Here is a 16,737-nt window from a genome sequence, read left to right as displayed (position 1 = left end):
GTGGTTAAGGCCTAAGCTCGGACCATGAGGCTAGTCCGGCCCAGCCCGAGCGAATGGATCGCTGCCCTTGTCTGCGGTGTCTGGATGGCGGCTTGGCTGGTTCAAGTCGCTCCCTGGGGGTTGGTGCTGGCTGCGGCCACGGCTGCCGCTTTGCTGTTTATCTGCCGGTTCACCATACTGGCGGCGCTGGTGATCGCGGCCCTGCAGTTAGCGGGCACCATGCTGTATTCATCCGAGGAAAATCCCGCGGGCCTGGCGCCATTCCTGGCTACGTCCTACTTTCTGGCCCGTTACGTCACAGCGGGCTCGCGCGGCCTGCTGGTAGGCGCGGTCTTTCTTTACTCCTCGATGGCTGGTTCAGTTCACGATCTGCAGACGGTTATCTACGTCTGCCTGTTGTTCGGCGGGCCGTTCGTCTTCGGACGCGTCGTGCGCCGGCGGGCGCTTGCGGCCGAACGCGCCCAGACCGCAGCCGCGTCGTTTGCGAGAGCGGATTCCGCCGCCATGGCCCAAGAAGCCATTGCGGATGAACGCGGACGTCTGGGAGGGCAAGTCCTATCCGTCATTCGGTCTTCGGTCGAGCAGATGAACAACGATGCTGCTGCCGCGGCCCGAAACCTGGATCCTGACCTGATCGGAAGGATAGCGGACCGGGGCCGTGCAGCCGTGACGGAGCTGAGGTGGCTTCTGGGCCTGCTCAGGACAAGCCCGGCTGTGCCGCCGGCCGGGCAGCAAAACCGGCGGCCATCGCCGTGGCGGGCGGATGCATTGACAGCAGCCGGGGCCGGTTTTCTGTCCTTTCTGGAAGCTGTCCTGACAGGGCCGCCCCCCGGAAACGCCCTGGCGTGGATCCTTCCGGCGGCACTTCCCCTTCCGCTGGCATTTCGACGGCGCAACCCCGCGGTTGCCTGCCTGGCCGTGGCAGCGCTTATAACGATGAGCACCACCCTCGGACTGCCTTTCATATACGGCTTTACGCTGGGCCCAATGATTACCTTTACCGTGCTGGCCTGGTCCGTGGCTGCCGCACGTCAGTGGTCAGGCTGGGCAGGGCTGTGCGTCCTTTTGGCTGCCGTTCTCTGGCGGATGTACATGGACCAGCCGGGCTCCGTTCCCCTGGTGCTCGGCATGTTCGTCATGCCGGCACTGGCCGGACAGGAATGGAGCACCAGGGACCGGGACCGACGCAGCGCCCAAGCCCAAGGGAATGCCTTGGCCGCTGATCTGCACGGCAATATCGACCGGGCCGTCCGCTTGGAGCGGTTGCGCATTGCGCGGGAGCTTCATGACGTCACAAGCCATGCGGTGGGAGTAATGGTCCTGCAGGCTTCCGCCGCACAGGCCCTGCATACCAGGGATCCGCAAGCGGCCAGGAGCGCCTTGGCGAATGTGGAATCCGCCGGCGAACACGCGTTGGCTGAACTTGCCGAGCTGTTCAGGGTCCTCGACGCCGGCGCCATTGGTTCCCCGGGTTTGGCGGCTGCCTCCGCGGAGACTCTGGAAGAACTGACAGTACGGATGCGCACAGCTGGACTGAATGTTGATCTCGCGGGCGACGCCTTCACGGTACCCGATGAATTGGCGCGCACCATCCACCGCACCGTACAGGAGGCCCTCACCAACGTTGCCCGGCATGCCCCCGGGACAAGGGCAACGGTGAATGTCAGCAACCATGATAAAAGTATCGTCATCACCGTAACTAACGACCTGCCCCGCCTGGCTGCAGCAGGCGGCAGTACAGGCTTCGGTCTGGCGGGCATTCGGGAACGCGTGGAAAGCTTGGGTGGCTCACTTACGGTGAACAACACCGGCGGGTCCTTCACCGTCACGGCCTACTTCCCTGTCCCGGACGTAACCCTGCCATGATCCGAGTGGTGATTGCCGATGACCAGGCCCTGGTCCGGGGCGGGCTGCGCGCCATCTTGATCGCGGAGCCGGACATCGAGGTGGTGGGAGAGGCAGGAGACGGTGCAGCCGCTGCGAGGGTGGCAGGAACCGAAGCTGCCGATGTCGTTCTCATGGATATCCAGATGCCCGGTACCGACGGCATTGAAGGGGTACGCAGGGTTGCTGCGGCCCGCCCTCAGGCCAAGGTTCTCATCCTGACGATATTCGACCTTGATGAGTATGTTTTTGCCGCGCTGCAGGCCGGGGCCAGTGGGTTCCTGCTCAAAACCACCCCGCCGGAGATGCTCGCAGCAGCGATCCGGGCATGCCACGGCGGAGAACATATGTTCGCACCCACCGTCACCAGACGCCTGATTGACTCCTACGTTCACCGCCCGCCGGTTCCGGCTGGCATACCACCGGTGCTCCGCGTCCTAACCCAGAGGGAAATGGACGTCTTCCAGGCTATGGCACTTGGCCTAACAAATTCCGAAATTGCCTCAAAACTGTATATGGGAGAAGCTACGGTGAAAACCCACGTCACACGGGTCCTGGCCAAACTCGGTCTTCGTGACCGCGTTCATGCCGTTTTGCTTGCTTATGAAAGCGGATTGATGGGCCGGTAACCACCCGCGACGGGGATCTGTTCAAACTGCAGGTCCCGGCAGAGCCGAAGGAGCGTCGCAAGAACTACCTGATGTTCGAGCAGACCCGGGACAAAAGGTTCACGTTCGGCAGTGACGCCATCACGAACTCCTACACCAAGTGGGGGAAGCCGAGGGCCTTGGTCGAGGCTAAGGCGGAGTTGAGCGAAGAGCAGAAGGCCGCTATTTCAACCCGCCGTAAACGATCGGCAGTGCAATGACTTGGCCCGTCAAAAAATACACCGGCCCACCTTAAACACCGCCATGGGAACGAGATTACGGATCGCGGACCGGATGGACCTGACCCTGGAATGCATCCGGCGCCATTACGCCGAGGAGCCAGGCAGTCCCCTCGCCGATGTCACCACTAACTACGCGGACTTCTTCGAACTCTTCTGCACATTCAAGCAGTTCGTGGAGTTCTTCCACCTCCAGGACCTCGTCACGCCGGAGGGAAAGATCGACTTCTTCCTGGAGGAGGACGAGAACTTTAAGCGCCCCGGCGTCCCGACCATGAAGGACGAGTACGTCAAGGTTCGAGAGGCCTCGCTGAAGTTCATCACGCTGCGGGGCAACCGGATGGCCGACTGGGTCGAGAAGAACGGGTGTACCGACTGCAACGCTTCCGGCTTCAGCCTGATGTACGGATAAGGCACCAATGCGTACATTCTCGGCGTGCGGGATAAATGCACTGCACCGCGTAGCGCCGTCCTCACTGCTACTCCAGCTCGAGCTCGAGCGGTGAAGGACCGGCTTACAATGCCGAGAGCCGTCGTAGGAACCGAGTGGTGCTTAAGGACTGTCGCCCTTTCCCATGGGACCTCAAAATGTTGGCTCTAGAGGTCGTGTGGACAAATTTGAGTGCTGGCCAGTTCAGGCCTTCCCTCTCCGTATGAGGGGTCGTCGTCGCTTCCTGCCCAGATGACACCGCCCCCTGGGCAGGGCATCACATCGAACGCCCTGCCATTGAGGTGCGCCCGCAGATGGTGCCCGTCATCCTCGAGCACTTCCCAGCCGGCCGCCGGCAGCGTTGCGCGATAGTGCTGCAAAACGTCGACGTCTCCTGAGAGCTTGAACCAGCGTGTACAGCCGCCCACACCACTCATGCCGCCGCCGTTGAACTGGCCGATGTGGCTGATGGAATCGAACACCTGCTGGGCCTCACGATCCGCGGCGGCCATGGGCTCATCCGTGCCCTCGGTCACGCATTGTGGAGATGAAACGTACTGCTTCTCAAGCCGCTGTCCCAGCGCCAGGGGGGTGACAGCGAACATCCCGGTCAGCATGAGGACAGGAATGGCCGCGGCTGTCAGCCGCATCCATCGTCTTGTCGAGAGCATGAAACCGATGACCGCGAAGACCGCGACCAGAAGAAGCGCCAATCTGGACGGTCCCGCCGTCAACCCCCATATGAGTCCGTCGAAGGCGGTGCCGGTGACATCGCCGTACACCCTCATGAATCCGTAGTGAACCAGCACACCCAGCAGCGCCAGTCCTGCCCCAATGATGAGCAGCACCGCCGCAGTGATGGATCGGCCGGTCACGGGCATGGCCCATGGTAGGTTCCGCCCGACCAAATGTCCACAGGTTTTTCGCAGTCTAAGCACCGACTGAAAACAGAAGAAGCCTTGGGGTGGCTGGAGTCACCCGGAACGTTTCGCCGGAGCAGACCCCGACATCATCGCAGCAGGTGGAGGACTGTCCTAGGAGCGCCCGCACTACACCGGTCCGGCAGGACCCACCGATTATCGGCATCTAAGTCCGAACAGTAGGGATCTCGGCCATCACCAGTGCCCGCTCATCGGCAGCTGCTGTGGGATCAACGCCAGCCTCCGAACTCCGCCCCGGTGCCAAGGTCTACCGCGCCGGGGAGCACGCGGGCAGCTCTGGCCTGGTCACGCACGAGAGCCCGGAGCGTGTGGCCCTGGCGAAGCGCTTCGGCGACGGCGTAGCGGCCGATGCTTCCCGTGGCGCGGATGATCCAGCGCCGGGATCTCCCGCGGTGCTCGGGGAGCGTCCGCTCAGATACCGAGAACGCGGCGTTTGGCGGCCACAAACTCTTCCGGGGTGAGAGCGCCCTGCGCATGTAGTTCTGCCAGGAGGGCAAGCTCCGAAGCTAGAGATTCCTTGACGTTTTCCTGGATGCGATGCCGCCGGGTCCGGGCTGGAGCAGAGCCAGGTTTTGAGTGGCTCCTGGTAGCCGCATGCAAAACAAGCAGGACAGCGCCGAGAACTGCTACGGCAATTCCCAGGGGCATGGAGAGAAAGGAATGTGAAGCGGTTCCTATGACCGCCACAGCCACTCCGGCACCAGCCAGCCCGGCCCCGGTTACCCATCGTGCTGTTCCGCGAAGGGGCCGCTTCCCTCTGAACTCAAACAAATACCCGCCGCCCGAAACCGCGTGATCGTTCATGTGTTGAAGAATAGACCCGCGCCTAAGCCTTGAACATGGTGCCTTCCTCGAAAGACAATGCGAACTTATCCGTTCATGGGGTTATTAAATGCTTGCGTCCGCCGGTCACGCCTGGGCTTGCGGCAACACCAGCAGGTAGCCCGTCGGCAGGTCACTGCTCCAGCGCCGAGGCTCGCGGATCACGAACTGGGTGGCCAACTGCTCCGGAGTGAGCAGGGTGTTGGGCTCGGGCGAAGGACCCCATTGCCCGCTTCCGTAGGGGTAGAGGGGATCCTGCACGCGAATGCCCGTGACGGAAAACTCCTGGAACTGGGTAGGATCACCCACCGACTCGAACCCGCTCATCACCCATGCGTGGCGGCCGCTCCACATGACCAGCCCAACGGGCCGGCCCGTCTCGGTCATCGCCCGTGCCGCCGTCTCCAGCGCGTCCCCGTAATCCGCAATGCTCACTACGGTATACGGGCCCATCCCAACCTCGGTGAGGACCTGCGCCCAACCAAACGGGTTGGCACCGTTGAACGAGTTGGAGGACCGCGCCCGGGCCATCTCCCAGAGCTCACCCTGCTGGCCGGAATCGCTCCAGCTGCCGCCTCCGGTGTCGTCAACGAGGTTATGCGCGATCTGGATGCTCGCGGCAACACACCAGTCGAACGTGTACTGCGGGACGAAGTCCCCCTCCTGGTAAAGGTCGACGGCGAACGGCTGGGGGACCGGGGGTGGCGGAGCGACCGGAGGTGGGGTGGAAACCGGCGTCGAAGTGGGTGACGGCGCTTGCTGGGGAGCCACTGCGGCGCCGTCCGCGGCTGCAGGGGCCGAAGACGTCACGCTCGGTTGCTGGGTGACGGCGCCGTCAAGACCAACCGTGGGAGTGCAGCCCGCGACGAAGCCCGCCAGGACAATGAGCCAGGCCAGAAGACGGGTACGGGCACCGATCATGATCAACCCAGTTTAGCGCGGCGGGGGTATGCCGTCAGAAGGCGTAGCGGATGCGGCAGTACGGGGTAATCTGCTCAATAAGGGCGGTCAGCTGCCGCACGTAGCGGGCCTTGCTGCCCGAACGGTAGCGGACATTGTTGAAACCGTTGGAGGAGACCTTCGATTCCTGGAGGTCCGGACGCCACAGGACCTGCTCGGCCTGCGGGTGCCACCCCAGGTTGACCTCGTGCAGCCGGTCGTTGTGGGTCAGGAAGATGACCTCAGCCGCGAGCTGGGCCTTGGCGGCGGGGGTCAGGGTGGCGTCGAGTTGGCGCAGCAGCACCTCCCAGTCCATCAGCCAGGTGTCAGTAATGACGACGGGGGAGAAGTTCACATGGACCTCGTACCCGGCATCAACGAAGTCGTTGATGGCAGCTATTCGTTGGGCCACCGCCGAGGTTCGGACATCAATCGATTTCGCCAGGTCCGCAGGCATGAGGGAAAAACGGATCCTGGTGTGGCCGCCGTGGTCCCAGTCGAGCATTGCGGGGTTCACATACTTGGTGGCAAAGGACAGCTTGGCGGTGGGCAAATCGCGGAAGAGCGTGACGAGATCTTCCACGTTGTCGCTGATGAGGGCATCGACGGAGCAATCACTGTTTTCACCGATGTCGTAGACCCAAAGCTCCGGGTCGCACTGGTTGGGCTCAAGCTTCATGCCCTGGCGGGTGGCGTGCCGTTCAAGGGTGCCGGCAATCTGGTCGATGTTCGCGAAGACCGTTACCGGGTTGCTGTACCCCTTGTGCCGGGGCACGTAGCAGTAGGCACATGCCATGGCGCAGCCGTTCGCGGTGGAGGGCGCAATGAAATCCGCGGACCTGCCGTTCGGCTTGACCGTCAGTGCCTTCTTGACCCCGAGGACCAGCGCCTCAGTTTTGATCCGGGACCAGCGCGGGACATTCGCTTCATCACCGTGCACCTCCGGGATGTTCCAATGGTTCTCAACCAGCACCACTTCGGCGTCCGGCCAGCGTTCGATGATCTCCTTGCCCCGGGGAAGTTCCAGCGCGGCAGGCTGCGCATAGATGCGCCGGATCTGCAGCAGCCGGTTGAATTCCATGAGTCCATTCTCCCAAGCCGCCGAAGTGGTCCCCGGCGGTTAAGCCCACGGCCTATTCGCGGCTTTCTTCCCGTACTGGCTTCAGGTGCCCGGGGACTGCTCCAGCGGAAAGAGCGGGAAAGGTGCAGGTGAACTCGCCACGGTATCGAAAGAGAAATCCGAGGAGCGGTTCCGCACCTGCATCTGAATCGTGTACACCCCGCGGGCGTCGTCGAAGTTTTCATACAAGTCCTGGAACACGGGCCGTCCCTGGACATGGATCCGGTGTTCGAAAATCAGACCAAGCACATGGTCTGACTCATGGCGCTGCGCCCAAGGGCACGCTACTCGGCGGCAGGCCGCTTCCGTTGCTGTTTCGTGGTTGACCGCTCTTTCTTGGCGGTGAGGCGGCGACGATTCGATCCCCGGGTAGGTTTGGTCGCTTTGCGGCGGGGCGGATCCGGGGCAAGGCCTGCTGCGACAAGGTCGGCGAGCTTGGCGAGGGCGGCTTCGCGATTGCGCAGCTGCGAGCGTCGCCCGGAGGCGGCCACAGTGATCACCCCGGCGATGAGGCGCGGTTCGAGACGCGCGAGCAGGGTCAGCCGTTGGCTGTCTGAAAGCGCCAACGAGTCGCTCACGTTCCACGAGAGTTCCACGCGGCTGTCCGAGGTGTTGACGTGTTGACCGCCCGGCCCGGACGAGCGCGAGAACCGCCAGCGAAGTTCCGCTCCGGGAATCGTTAGCTCGAGCGACACTTCCAGATCCATGCAACCAGCGTTGCATGGATCTGGATGCTTCAAGAAGCGTCAACAGTCACGGTCCGTGTCGCCTGGACCTCGCCCGTGACCCAGTGCAGGAAATCGATCGCGATTTTGTACGTTCCCTTCGCCGGTGGGCGCAACAGGAAGTCAAACTTCTCGGCTGCGCCGGACCTGAGGACGCTGGTCAGCAGCGGCTGGCCGGCCAGCGAGGGGTGGACCGCCGGCCCGTCAGGGGCCGGGGTGTTCCAGAAGGGGCGGCCATCGTGGGCGATAAGTTCGGCGATTTCCGCCGGTTCGCCCTTCGAGTCGAGGAACCGGGTACGGGTGGGAAAGTAGTCCACGTTCACCATGCGGACGAGTGTGGGCGCGACGCCCTCCCTCACGACATTCGCGCGCATCGAGCTGACCGCCCATATCCTGTCCCCGGTGGGTCGGTTGGCTACCGTCCCGCCTAAAAGAAGGAAGTGTTTGGGCTCGAAGCGGTTGAGCCCGGCATCGTCCCCGGACAAGCCGGCTGCGTGATTCAGTTCGTGCCACCGGGGGTCGATGGAATAGGGAGCGATCAGTGTCTCGGTCGCAATGTCGTACAGCGGACCCCCTACGGAGTGACGGCGCATTCCACGTGTGGGTGGGGGGTCGCTGACCGGAGGATCGATGATAATTGGCCCGAACATTCCCATTTGCACGTGCAGGGGTGTGTTGACATGGCAGTGATAGAAATAGGTTCCCGCGGAGCCCCGGTTGGGGTTCCCGATTACGCCTACGTCTGTTCTCCATTGGTAGGTGTAGTGCCCGGAGACTTCATAGGAGGTGTGGCCTACGCCGTCGTTCCGGGGGTCGGGCTCGATACCGTGCCAGTGGATCGTGTGGACCCTCTTGCTGGGTTTGATGGTCCCGTGAAACAGCTTGCCCTCCGTCAGCCGCAATAATGGCGCGGGAAGCCCCCGCCCTGACTTGCCGCTCTCGAAACTCCAGAATTCGATTTCAGGCCCGTTCGGAATCTTCAGCGTCTTGTTAAAGAAGTCGAACTCCATGCTCAGGTCCGGGCGCTGGAGGAACTCCGTCTCCGGGCTACCCTCGTGAGGTTGATCCGAGGCGAACTCCACCTGGCTCCGGTATTTGTGGTGCCCGTCTTCCACCGTCTCCGGCAGGCCCGACTCAGGGATCGGGTCCTCGGCGAGAACCCAGTCGGCGACCAGACCGCCGGGGTATAGACCGCCGGCAGCCGTCTGGGAGGGCTCCGCGTGGCAGTGCATCGGATACCTCCAGTCCGCAGCCCGGGCGTCCCACACGTCATCCACCACATCCGGTGGACGCCGGACCGGAAGCAGTGATTCCTTGCGGTCCAATGGGGTCAGCTGAACAGTGTCCTCCCAGTGCTGTAGAACGACATCGCCGTCCGGGTTTACGGATCCGCCTTCGCGGGGAAAATCATCGCCGTTAACCCGCACGGTCCAGACGTGGTTGCCGTGGTAATGAAGCTGGTGGTCCACGACGCCCGCGTTGACCATCCTCATCAGCTGGCCGGTGCGGATGGCACCCTCGCGCGGAGAAGCGCTGAAGTTCCGGACGTCGGTTTCGCGCGGGAGGCCAGACGGTAACGTATCCTGCTCCCGTCGCTCATTGAATTCTTCATTAGTGGTAACTGCAAGGGACTGGAAGCCCGAGTACCCGTTGATGGTGAAGTACCGGGGCACCGCGGGCGTAGAGGCGGGGTTGACCGTCTGGCCCCGTGCGGCGATTCGGGCCCAGACCGGATCCACGTCGTGGCACAGCCACAGCCACTGGCGCTCGAACTCGGTCCCGCCGGGGAAGAGCCGCCAGGCGTTGGCCGGGTCTATGACCACAAGCGCTCCGTAGAGTCCAAGGGTTCGTTCCACTGGTTTGTTCCCCGGGTCCGAGAACAGGTAGGTCCCAGGCGGCGGTGCCCCGAACTCAAGGAGATACGAAGCTCCCGGAGCGATGGGGCGGGTGCTTTCATCCCCGCGGGATGGGCCAGCGGTATGGAACCGGAGTTCGTGGGGCTGCGCAAGATGGTTGTGCACCCTGATCCGGATGACGCTTCCTGTCTCGGCGATGAGCGTCCGGTCCGGGAAATAGCTGGCCCAATATCCCCTCCTGGCCAAATACTCGCCCGGATTGTCCGGGTCTTTGTCGAGCGGTGCCGGCCTGCCGAGTGGCGGCGGCGGGGCGTTAAGCGGATAGGTCCGGCTGGCCACCACTTCTCCGGCCGCAGTGAAGACGTGAGGGCTCATGGACAGCGGCGCGTCGACGTCGGACACCGTGCCGGGGCGCTCGCCGAAGCCCCGGTGGTAGACCAAGGAGCCGTCCACCATCGCTTTGTAACCTTCATTGATATGGATGTCCAAAATGTTCATGACCGGGCCTCGTTCATCGTGAAGGGCGGCAAGGCCAACCGGTAGCCCGTGTCCTGCTGCTCGTCTGAGTAGTCCAGCTCCAGGTCCTGCAAGTCGCGTGGGACCAGGTAGCTGATCAGGATGTGCTCTAAAGCCTGCGGTGCGATGGGGCCGGGGTTCCGGTCGGAGTCCCGCGGCGTGATGGTGATCGCTGACGGGTTGAGCCTTAGCCGAAGCTGCCCCGGGCTGAAAAGCACAGGCCGTGGCCCAGTGTTCTGAAGTCGCACTTCCAGCAGCACCACGTGGGGCCAGGTGCGGTTCACTGGTTCGGGCGACGCCGGGTCCTCCAATGTCCCGCCGTCATGGCCATGCCCATCTGGGTCAAGCTCTTCCCCAGCACTGACCCGCCGAACCTGTGTGCCACGGCCCAGGGCCCCGCCGGTGTCCATGTAGGAAGCAGCGGCTGCCAGGGTCTTGAAAGCCGGTTGGCCGTGGCCATCGAGGCGGGCAAGGCGTCCTGCCCGAACAACGGTGAGGGACCCAAAAGCCGTGGCCACGCTCGTGGTGGCGTTCTGCAAACTTCGCCCGACGACGCCGTAGGTGCCTCCGGCCAGCAGCAGGAAAGCACCGCCGCTCAGTACCAATCCAAATTGGCGCCGGCTTAGGCCTCGTTCGGTGAACTGGTTTGTGTGGGTATTCATGTAGCCTCCTATACGATTCAGGATTTGGCTCATCCTGCTAACAGCCACCTGCGGAAACCTTGGAAGCAGACCGGCCGCCCCTTCCGCTGTCCTGCCGGCCCTGTTTTGTCCATGCGCCACTTGGGCCCTTGACTGCGTGCAAGCCTGGCGACCGGGCTTGGGAAATTCTTGGCATGGCCATCAGCGGCCCCGAGGTTCTTCCTACCCTGAGCCGGGCAGGCAGCTGGGCGCGTGCGGTTCAGTGCCGTTGCTGCGGACGGTAGACTTGGATGGGCCGTTCTCCGGCCATTGCCGCCCACGCCCGCCACAGACGCTCCGGGCTGCGGCTTATCCCTGCTGTGAAAGGCTCTACCTGCTGTGATTACTGTCCAGGATCTTGAACTGCGTGCCGGCGCCCGGCTCCTGATGGACCAGGTGAGCTTCCGCATCGACAAGGGAGACAAGATCGGCCTGGTGGGCCGCAACGGAGCCGGCAAGACCACGCTCACCCGTGTTCTTGCAGGGGAGGGCCTGCCCGCTGCCGGCAAGGTGACCCGCAGCGGTGAGATCGGTTACCTGCCGCAGGACCCGCGCACCCCGGATATGGAGCAGTTGGCCCGTGACCGCATCCTGTCCGTCCGCGGCCTGGACATCGCCGTCGGCAAACTCCGCCTGGCCCATGAAGAGATGGCGAGCGAGGACGCCGCGGTACAGCGCAAGGCGATGAACCGCTATGACCGGCTCGAGTCCGAGTTCCTGGCGGCCGGCGGCTACGCTGCCGAAGCCGAGGCCGCCGCAATCTGCTCCAACCTGGCTCTGCCGGACCGCCTCTTGAACCAGCCCCTCAAAACCCTGTCCGGTGGCCAGCGCCGACGTGTTGAGCTGGCAAGAATCCTTTACTCCGACGCCGAGACCATGCTCCTTGACGAGCCCACCAACCACCTCGACGCCGATTCCATCGCCTGGCTGCGCGACTTCCTGAAAAACCATCAGGGCGGCCTCATCGTGATCAGCCACGATACCGAGCTGCTCGAAGCCACGGTCAACAAGGTCTTCCTCCTTGACGCGAACCGGGCGCAGATCGACTTCTACAACATGGACTGGAAGCGCTACCTCACCCAGCGCGAAACTGACGAGCGGGCCCGCAAACGCGAACGTGCCAACGCCGAAAAGAAAGCCCAGGTCCTGTTTGACCAGGCCAACAAGATGCGCGCGAAGGCCACCAAAGCCGTCGCCGCACAGAACATGGCCAAGCGCGCCGAGCGCCTCCTCAGCGGGCTCGAAGCAGTCCGCGAGCAGGACCGCGTGGCCGCGCTGCGCTTCCCGGATCCGTCGCCCTGCGGCAGGACACCGCTCACGGCCGAAGGCCTCAGCAAGTCGTACGGCTCCCTGGAGATCTTCACCGATGTGGACCTCGCCATCGACCGCGGTTCCAAGGTAGTCATCCTCGGCCTCAACGGCGCCGGCAAGACCACCCTGCTGCGGATGCTGGCCGGCGTGGACAAGCCGGACACCGGTGACGTTATTGCCGGGCACGGGCTCAAGGTGGGCTACTACGCCCAGGAGCACGAGACGCTCGACGTCGACCGCACCGTCCTGGAAAACATGCGCTCTGCTGCTCCCGACATGAAGGACGCAGAGGTGCGCGGCATTCTTGGCTCGTTCCTGTTCTCCGGTGACGACGTGGAAAAGCCTGCCGGCGTGCTCTCCGGCGGCGAGAAGACCCGCCTGGCGCTGGCCACGATCGTGGCCTCCAGCGCCAACGTGCTGCTCCTGGACGAGCCCACCAACAACCTGGACCCCGCCAGCCGCGCCGAGATCCTGGGCGCACTGAAGAACTACAGCGGCGCCGTCGTCCTGGTCAGCCACGACGAAGGGGCAGTCGAGGCCCTCAACCCCGAGCGCGTCGTCCTGCTGCCCGACGGCGTCGAAGACCACTGGAACGAAGACTACCTGGACCTCATCACGCTGGCTTAGGGAATCAGTCTTCCTTCAGTTTCTGGGCGAGCATCACGAGGATTCCGCTGGGACCGCGGAGGTACGTGAGTTTGTAAACGTCGCCGTAGGTCGCCACGCCGCGCAGCGGACGGCATCCGTGCCTGGCAGCTATCTCAAGGGCCTCATCGATGTCGTCCACCGAGAAGGCCACCCGGTGCATGCCGATGTCGTTCGGCCGGGTCGGGTTCGACTCGTTGGCTTTCGGGTGGATGTATTCGAAGAGCTCAAGCTGGCCATGGCCGTCCGGCGTCTGCAGCATCGCAATCTTGGCGTGGTTCCCATCCAGCCCCACGGCAGTGTCGGTCCACTCGCCGCTGACCGTGTCACGGCCGACGACCGTGAGCCCGAGGTCGGTGAAAAAAGCGATGGTTGCTTCGAGGTCGCGGACCGCGATTCCGACGTTCTCAAGTTTGATGGGCATGCGTTGAAGCTACCAAGGCGGACCGGTTAGCTCCAGTGCCGGTCCTGGACTGAACGGTACACGCAGCACAAATCAGTACCCCTGGGCGTCCAGGAGGGCGTCTTCCTCTTCCTCGGCCGTCGCCTTCTTCCGCTTTTTGGGCACGGGCGGACGACGGCGGGCTGCCGCGGCAGCCGAATGGCGCAGGCCGTCTGGCAATCCGTCGTCGTCCTCCGCATCAATCGCCGCGTTACGTGCCTGCTGGCGGGCGGCATAGCCGAAGCCCACGAACATCAGCACGCCGAACGCGAACCACTGAAGTGAGTAGGAAAGGTGGGTGCCTTCCTCGGTGGAAGGCTTCGGAAACGGCAGCGGCATCTCCGCTGCCGGCGGCGTCTCGGACGCGAGCTGGCCGTATGCCCCGGTCAGCAGGGGGTACCCGAGCTCTGCAGAGTAGGCGGTGAGATCGATGGACGCCAGCTGCCCCTCCGGCGCACCGCGCTGAAGTGCAGGCTCAGGATGCTTTAAGCGCACGACGACGGTCACCTCACCCGCGGGAGGTGCCGGCACCGAATCGGGGCTGCCGGGATTGTTGTTGCCGATGGGCAGCCACCCCCGGTCAACAATCACGGTTTCGCCAGTGGCCAGCCGGAACGGCACAACCACTTCGTAGCCCGGCTGGCCATTCAACGGCCGGTTCCGGACGATGCGCTGCCCGTCTGGGAGGTACGAGCCTTTCAGCTCCACCTGCGTCCACTCCTTGCCCGGGTCGAGCTGATCGAAATCTTCCCGGACACCTGCAAAGGGGACAGGCGTTGCCGAGTAGTTGGTCACCACCCGGTTGATCTCGGCCAGGGTTTCGGCGCGGCGGTCCATCTGCCAGCGCCCCAGGAAAACGCAGGCGGTGGCGAAGATCGCGGCCAGCAGGAGATAACCCAGCCATTTGCTGGAAAAGAGGAAACGGTACATTCAGCTGTCCTGCTCCAGGGCACCGGATACCCGGCTGTCCTGAAGCGGCACGGTTTCCTTCCACAGGCCACGTGTTTGAAGGTAATCCTCAAGCCACTCGCGGTGGTCTCCACAAGCAAGCCACGTCTTGCGGCGCTCGGGGGTATGGATCTTCGGGTTGTTCCACAGAAGCTGCCACGAAGCCTGGGACCGGCACGCCTTGCGGGAGCAGACAGCAGCAGATTCGCCCATCGCGGGGCCGGTTCCCGCGGCGAAGTCGAAAATACTCATGATGCCTTCCGCTCCTGCCCGGTTGGTGTTTCGTCGTCCTCGTTGATGAGCTCGCCCTGCAGGACCTCGTTGCCGTGCTGATCGGCGGAAGGAGCAGGCGGGCTCTCGAGCTCCGCCAGCGGCGCGGAGTCCAGCAGCAGGTCGCTGTGCCCCTCCGCCTTGTCGCTGCCGTTCGCGATGACCACCGCTATCCACGGCAGGAAGACCGCCCCGGCAACCATCAAGATCTTAAGCCAGCCATCCACCACGAAGATCATGATCAGGCACACCATGCGGATGCCCATGGCGAGCGCGTACTTGATCATCCGTTGGCGCATGTCCTCGGAATGCGCTTCAGCAGCATCCGTGATGCTGTGGACTTCCGAGTCGCCGGAGAACCGGCCTGGTTCTCCGGGCGCGGATTGTCCCGCATGGTTTTCAAGGGTCACGGTGAATGATCACGCTCCAAAGGCTTGCATCAATTCTCTCACCATCGGCAGTGGCGCCCAAACCCTTGCCGGGGCGGGACGCTAAGATCAAAGTCAGCCAAAACACCCTCTTCTACCGCGGTGCACCATGCCGCAGAATACCGGAGCCTCTACATGACTGAAGCAGCCACCGCCCCCCGCAGCGTCCTGATCACAGGTGGAAACCGCGGCATTGGACTCGCGATTGCGGAAGCGTTCCTGGCCAATGGCGACAAGGTGGCCGTGACGTACCGAAGCGAATCGAAGCTGCCGGAGGGAATCCTGGGCGTCAAGGCCGATGTCACTGATGAGGCCTCCGTGGACGCCGCATTCAAGGAAGTGGAAGCTGCCCATGGCCCTGTGGAGGTCCTCATCGCGAACGCCGGCATCACCAAGGACACCCTGCTCCTGCGCATGAGTGAAGACGACTTCACCTCTGTCATCGACACCAACCTCACGGGCGCCTTCCGGGTGATCAAGCGCGCGTCCAAGGGCATGATCCGCCTTCGTAAGGGCCGTGTTGTCCTGATTTCCTCCGTGTCGGGCCTGTACGGCGCGCCCGGGCAGATCAACTACTCAGCTTCCAAGGCGGGCCTGGTGGGAATCGCCCGTTCGCTGACCCGCGAGCTGGGTTCGCGCGGCATCACCGCCAACGTGGTGGCGCCGGGCTTCATCAATACGGACATGACAGCAGAGCTTCCGGAAGCAACCCAGAAGGACTACCTGGCCAGCATCCCCGCCCGCCGTTTTGCCGAAGCCTCCGAAGTTGCCAACGTGGTCCGCTGGATCTCCAGCGACGAGGCAGCCTACATCTCGGGCGCTGTCATCCCCGTGGACGGCGGCCTGGGCATGGGCCACTGACCTTTTCAGCACACCGGGTGCGGTGCTTCTTTGTGGGAGTCACACAAGCGAATCACCAACACCCGCTGGCATGATGGACTCCAGACCATCAGCGATTTAGACGTTTCGAACAAAGGGAGCTCATATGGGACTGCTCGACAACAAGACCGCCATCGTTACCGGATCATCACGCGGCATCGGCGCAGACGTGGCCAGGATCCTCGCCGGCCAGGGCGCCGCCGTCGTGGTGAACTACCGCCAGAAGGCACCGCGCGCCAACAAAGTGGTGCAGGGGATTGAAGCTGCGGGCGGCCGCGCCGTGGCCGTGGGCGCGGACCTCACCACCCAGGAAGGCGTGCAGGCCCTCGCCTCCGCCGCCATGGAGAACTTCGGATCGCTGGACATCCTGGTGCTGAACGCCTCCGGCGGCATGGAATCCGGCATGGGCGAGGACTACGCGCTCAAGCTGAACCGCGACGCCCAGGTCAACATGCTCAACGCCGCCGTGCCGCTGATGCAGGAAGGTTCGCGCGTGGTGTTCGTCACCAGCCACCAGGCCCACTTCATCAACACGGTGCCCACCATGGAGGCCTACGAGCCGGTGGCCCGCAGCAAGCGCGCCGGGGAAGACGCCCTGCGTGAACTCATCCCCAACCTTGCCGAGAAGGGCATCACCCTGGTGGTGGTTTCCGGCGACATGATCGAGGGCACCGTCACCGCAACGCTCCTGGACCGCTCCACCCCGGGCGCCATCGAGGCGCGGCGGGCTGAAGCCGGCAAGCTGTACTCCGTGGAAGAGTTCGCCGCGGTCGTGGCCAGCATGGTCACAGCCGACGTCGAATCCGGCCACACCGAGTACGCCGGCGGTGCCGACTACTTCGGCAAGGGCGCCGGCCAGCCGGCCAGCTAGGCTCCTTGCACAACGCGAGATGGCACGTCGCGGCAATGTTCCCTTCGGACGCTGCCGCGACGTCCCCGCCCGGCCCCTAACCTCGCAAGCCCGGTCAGGGAACCCTGCGGGCGTGGGCCCATCTCGCGGTTAAGCCGGGTGCTA

20 protein-coding genes are annotated in these 16,737 nt (G+C 63.7%); 7 read left to right on the top strand and 13 right to left on the bottom strand.

What is annotated here, in order from left to right; translation table 11 throughout:
- Positions 1–24 precede the first annotated feature (24 nt).
- From QF047_RS09765 to QF047_RS09750, 4 genes are all read left to right on the top strand, one after another.
- Entirely contained in the window at positions 25–1,866 is a 1,842-nt protein-coding gene (locus QF047_RS09765; RefSeq protein WP_307276156.1) for a sensor histidine kinase, read from the top strand.
- On the top strand, positions 1,863–2,513 hold the full coding sequence (locus tag QF047_RS09760) for a response regulator transcription factor (RefSeq protein WP_307276153.1): 651 nt from the start codon (positions 1,863–1,865) through the stop codon (positions 2,511–2,513). Before QF047_RS09765 ends, QF047_RS09760 begins: the two co-directional genes overlap by 4 nt.
- A gap of 71 nt (positions 2,514–2,584) precedes the next feature.
- Positions 2,585–2,752: a hypothetical protein gene (locus QF047_RS09755; protein WP_307276150.1), complete on the top strand. Its 168-nt coding sequence runs from the start codon at positions 2,585–2,587 to the stop codon at positions 2,750–2,752.
- A gap of 43 nt (positions 2,753–2,795) precedes the next feature.
- Positions 2,796–3,182: a hypothetical protein gene (locus QF047_RS09750; protein ID WP_307276147.1), complete on the top strand. Its 387-nt coding sequence runs from the start codon at positions 2,796–2,798 to the stop codon at positions 3,180–3,182.
- Between the two features lie 185 nt (positions 3,183–3,367).
- On the opposite strand, the gene QF047_RS09745 is transcribed toward QF047_RS09750, so the two are convergent.
- The 9 genes from QF047_RS09745 to QF047_RS09710 all read right to left on the bottom strand — a co-directional run bounded on the left by QF047_RS09745 (position 3,368) and on the right by QF047_RS09710 (position 10,781).
- On the bottom strand, positions 3,368–4,075 hold the full coding sequence (locus tag QF047_RS09745; protein WP_307276144.1) for a hypothetical protein: 708 nt from the start codon (positions 4,073–4,075) through the stop codon (positions 3,368–3,370).
- A 275-nt stretch (positions 4,076–4,350) separates the two neighbouring features.
- Positions 4,351–4,638: an NmrA family NAD(P)-binding protein gene (locus QF047_RS09740; protein WP_307276141.1), complete on the bottom strand. Its 288-nt coding sequence runs from the start codon at positions 4,636–4,638 to the stop codon at positions 4,351–4,353.
- Positions 4,553–4,789 carry an SHOCT domain-containing protein gene (locus QF047_RS22330; RefSeq protein WP_373427760.1) on the bottom strand — a complete coding sequence of 79 codons (237 nt, stop codon included), beginning with the start codon at positions 4,787–4,789 and terminating at the stop codon, positions 4,553–4,555. Before QF047_RS22330 ends, QF047_RS09740 begins: the two co-directional genes overlap by 86 nt.
- A gap of 261 nt (positions 4,790–5,050) precedes the next feature.
- On the bottom strand, positions 5,051–5,884 hold the full coding sequence (locus tag QF047_RS09735; protein WP_307276139.1) for a hypothetical protein: 834 nt from the start codon (positions 5,882–5,884) through the stop codon (positions 5,051–5,053).
- 34 nt (positions 5,885–5,918) lie between these two features.
- The gene (locus QF047_RS09730; RefSeq protein ID WP_307276136.1) at positions 5,919–6,983 is read right to left on the bottom strand and encodes a spore photoproduct lyase family protein; all 1,065 of its coding nucleotides are present in this window, start codon (positions 6,981–6,983) and stop codon (positions 5,919–5,921) included.
- Between the two features lie 81 nt (positions 6,984–7,064).
- Positions 7,065–7,223 (bottom strand): hypothetical protein, encoded by a 159-nt coding sequence (locus QF047_RS09725; RefSeq protein WP_307276133.1) that lies wholly within the window; start codon positions 7,221–7,223, stop codon positions 7,065–7,067.
- Between the two features lie 83 nt (positions 7,224–7,306).
- On the bottom strand, positions 7,307–7,729 hold the full coding sequence (gene arfB, locus QF047_RS09720; protein ID WP_306633429.1) for an alternative ribosome rescue aminoacyl-tRNA hydrolase ArfB: 423 nt from the start codon (positions 7,727–7,729) through the stop codon (positions 7,307–7,309).
- A 29-nt stretch (positions 7,730–7,758) separates the two neighbouring features.
- On the bottom strand, positions 7,759–10,101 hold the full coding sequence (locus QF047_RS09715; RefSeq protein WP_307276129.1) for a multicopper oxidase domain-containing protein: 2,343 nt from the start codon (positions 10,099–10,101) through the stop codon (positions 7,759–7,761).
- Positions 10,098–10,781, bottom strand: a complete 684-nt coding sequence (locus QF047_RS09710; RefSeq protein WP_307276125.1) for a hypothetical protein — start codon at positions 10,779–10,781, stop codon at positions 10,098–10,100. Before QF047_RS09710 ends, QF047_RS09715 begins: the two co-directional genes overlap by 4 nt.
- A 357-nt stretch (positions 10,782–11,138) precedes the next feature.
- Here QF047_RS09710 and QF047_RS09705 point away from each other — a divergent pair, with 357 nt between their 5' ends.
- Positions 11,139–12,737: an ABC-F family ATP-binding cassette domain-containing protein gene (locus QF047_RS09705; protein ID WP_306633435.1), complete on the top strand. Its 1,599-nt coding sequence runs from the start codon at positions 11,139–11,141 to the stop codon at positions 12,735–12,737.
- A 4-nt stretch (positions 12,738–12,741) separates the two neighbouring features.
- Here QF047_RS09705 and QF047_RS09700 read toward each other — a convergent pair whose 3' ends face one another.
- From QF047_RS09700 to QF047_RS09685, 4 genes are all read right to left on the bottom strand, one after another.
- Positions 12,742–13,179: a VOC family protein gene (locus QF047_RS09700; RefSeq protein WP_307276120.1), complete on the bottom strand. Its 438-nt coding sequence runs from the start codon at positions 13,177–13,179 to the stop codon at positions 12,742–12,744.
- Positions 13,180–13,251: 72 nt separating this feature from the next.
- A complete protein-coding gene (locus tag QF047_RS09695; protein WP_307276117.1) occupies positions 13,252–14,127 on the bottom strand; it encodes an SURF1 family protein in 876 nt (291 codons plus the stop codon).
- Positions 14,128–14,397 (bottom strand): hypothetical protein, encoded by a 270-nt coding sequence (locus QF047_RS09690; protein WP_307276113.1) that lies wholly within the window; start codon positions 14,395–14,397, stop codon positions 14,128–14,130.
- Positions 14,394–14,825, bottom strand: coding sequence for a DUF3099 domain-containing protein (locus QF047_RS09685; RefSeq protein ID WP_306633443.1), 432 nt, complete (start codon positions 14,823–14,825; stop codon positions 14,394–14,396). Before QF047_RS09685 ends, QF047_RS09690 begins: the two co-directional genes overlap by 4 nt.
- Positions 14,826–14,978: 153 nt before the next feature.
- Between QF047_RS09685 and QF047_RS09680 the strand changes: the two genes are divergently transcribed.
- Together QF047_RS09680 and QF047_RS09675 are read left to right on the top strand one after the other, a co-directional pair.
- Positions 14,979–15,704: a beta-ketoacyl-ACP reductase gene (locus tag QF047_RS09680; protein WP_306633445.1), complete on the top strand. Its 726-nt coding sequence runs from the start codon at positions 14,979–14,981 to the stop codon at positions 15,702–15,704.
- 124 nt (positions 15,705–15,828) lie between these two features.
- Complete coding sequence (locus QF047_RS09675; protein WP_307276108.1) at positions 15,829–16,593, top strand: SDR family oxidoreductase; 765 nt, start codon at positions 15,829–15,831, stop codon at positions 16,591–16,593.
- Positions 16,594–16,737 lie beyond the last annotated feature (144 nt).

This window comes from Arthrobacter sp. W4I7, assembly GCF_030816215.1.
GTDB classification, from domain to species: Bacteria; Actinomycetota; Actinomycetes; order Actinomycetales; family Micrococcaceae; genus Arthrobacter; species Arthrobacter siccitolerans_A.
The sequence above is the reverse complement of the archived record's forward strand: the minus strand, read 5'-3'. Positions and strand labels throughout refer to the sequence as shown.

What these genes read in the sequence shown, in the direction of transcription:
- QF047_RS09765 (WP_307276156.1), top strand. Translation starts at nt 25, where the DNA reads ATGAGGCTAGTCCGGCCCAGCCCGAGCGAATGGATCGCTGCCCTTGTC.
- QF047_RS09760 (WP_307276153.1), top strand. Translation starts at nt 1,863, where the DNA reads ATGATCCGAGTGGTGATTGCCGATGACCAGGCCCTGGTCCGGGGCGGG.
- QF047_RS09755 (WP_307276150.1), top strand. Translation starts at nt 2,585, where the DNA reads ATGTTCGAGCAGACCCGGGACAAAAGGTTCACGTTCGGCAGTGACGCC.
- QF047_RS09750 (WP_307276147.1), top strand. Translation starts at nt 2,796, where the DNA reads ATGGGAACGAGATTACGGATCGCGGACCGGATGGACCTGACCCTGGAA.
- QF047_RS22330 (WP_373427760.1), bottom strand. Translation starts at nt 4,789, where the DNA reads ATGCCCCTGGGAATTGCCGTAGCAGTTCTCGGCGCTGTCCTGCTTGTT.
- QF047_RS09735 (WP_307276139.1), bottom strand. Translation starts at nt 5,884, where the DNA reads ATGATCGGTGCCCGTACCCGTCTTCTGGCCTGGCTCATTGTCCTGGCG.
- QF047_RS09730 (WP_307276136.1), bottom strand. Translation starts at nt 6,983, where the DNA reads ATGGAATTCAACCGGCTGCTGCAGATCCGGCGCATCTATGCGCAGCCT.
- arfB (WP_306633429.1), bottom strand. Translation starts at nt 7,729, where the DNA reads ATGGATCTGGAAGTGTCGCTCGAGCTAACGATTCCCGGAGCGGAACTT.
- QF047_RS09715 (WP_307276129.1), bottom strand. Translation starts at nt 10,101, where the DNA reads ATGAACATTTTGGACATCCATATCAATGAAGGTTACAAAGCGATGGTG.
- QF047_RS09710 (WP_307276125.1), bottom strand. Translation starts at nt 10,781, where the DNA reads ATGAATACCCACACAAACCAGTTCACCGAACGAGGCCTAAGCCGGCGC.
- QF047_RS09700 (WP_307276120.1), bottom strand. Translation starts at nt 13,179, where the DNA reads ATGCCCATCAAACTTGAGAACGTCGGAATCGCGGTCCGCGACCTCGAA.
- QF047_RS09695 (WP_307276117.1), bottom strand. Translation starts at nt 14,127, where the DNA reads ATGTACCGTTTCCTCTTTTCCAGCAAATGGCTGGGTTATCTCCTGCTG.
- QF047_RS09690 (WP_307276113.1), bottom strand. Translation starts at nt 14,397, where the DNA reads ATGAGTATTTTCGACTTCGCCGCGGGAACCGGCCCCGCGATGGGCGAA.
- QF047_RS09680 (WP_306633445.1), top strand. Translation starts at nt 14,979, where the DNA reads ATGACTGAAGCAGCCACCGCCCCCCGCAGCGTCCTGATCACAGGTGGA.
- QF047_RS09675 (WP_307276108.1), top strand. Translation starts at nt 15,829, where the DNA reads ATGGGACTGCTCGACAACAAGACCGCCATCGTTACCGGATCATCACGC.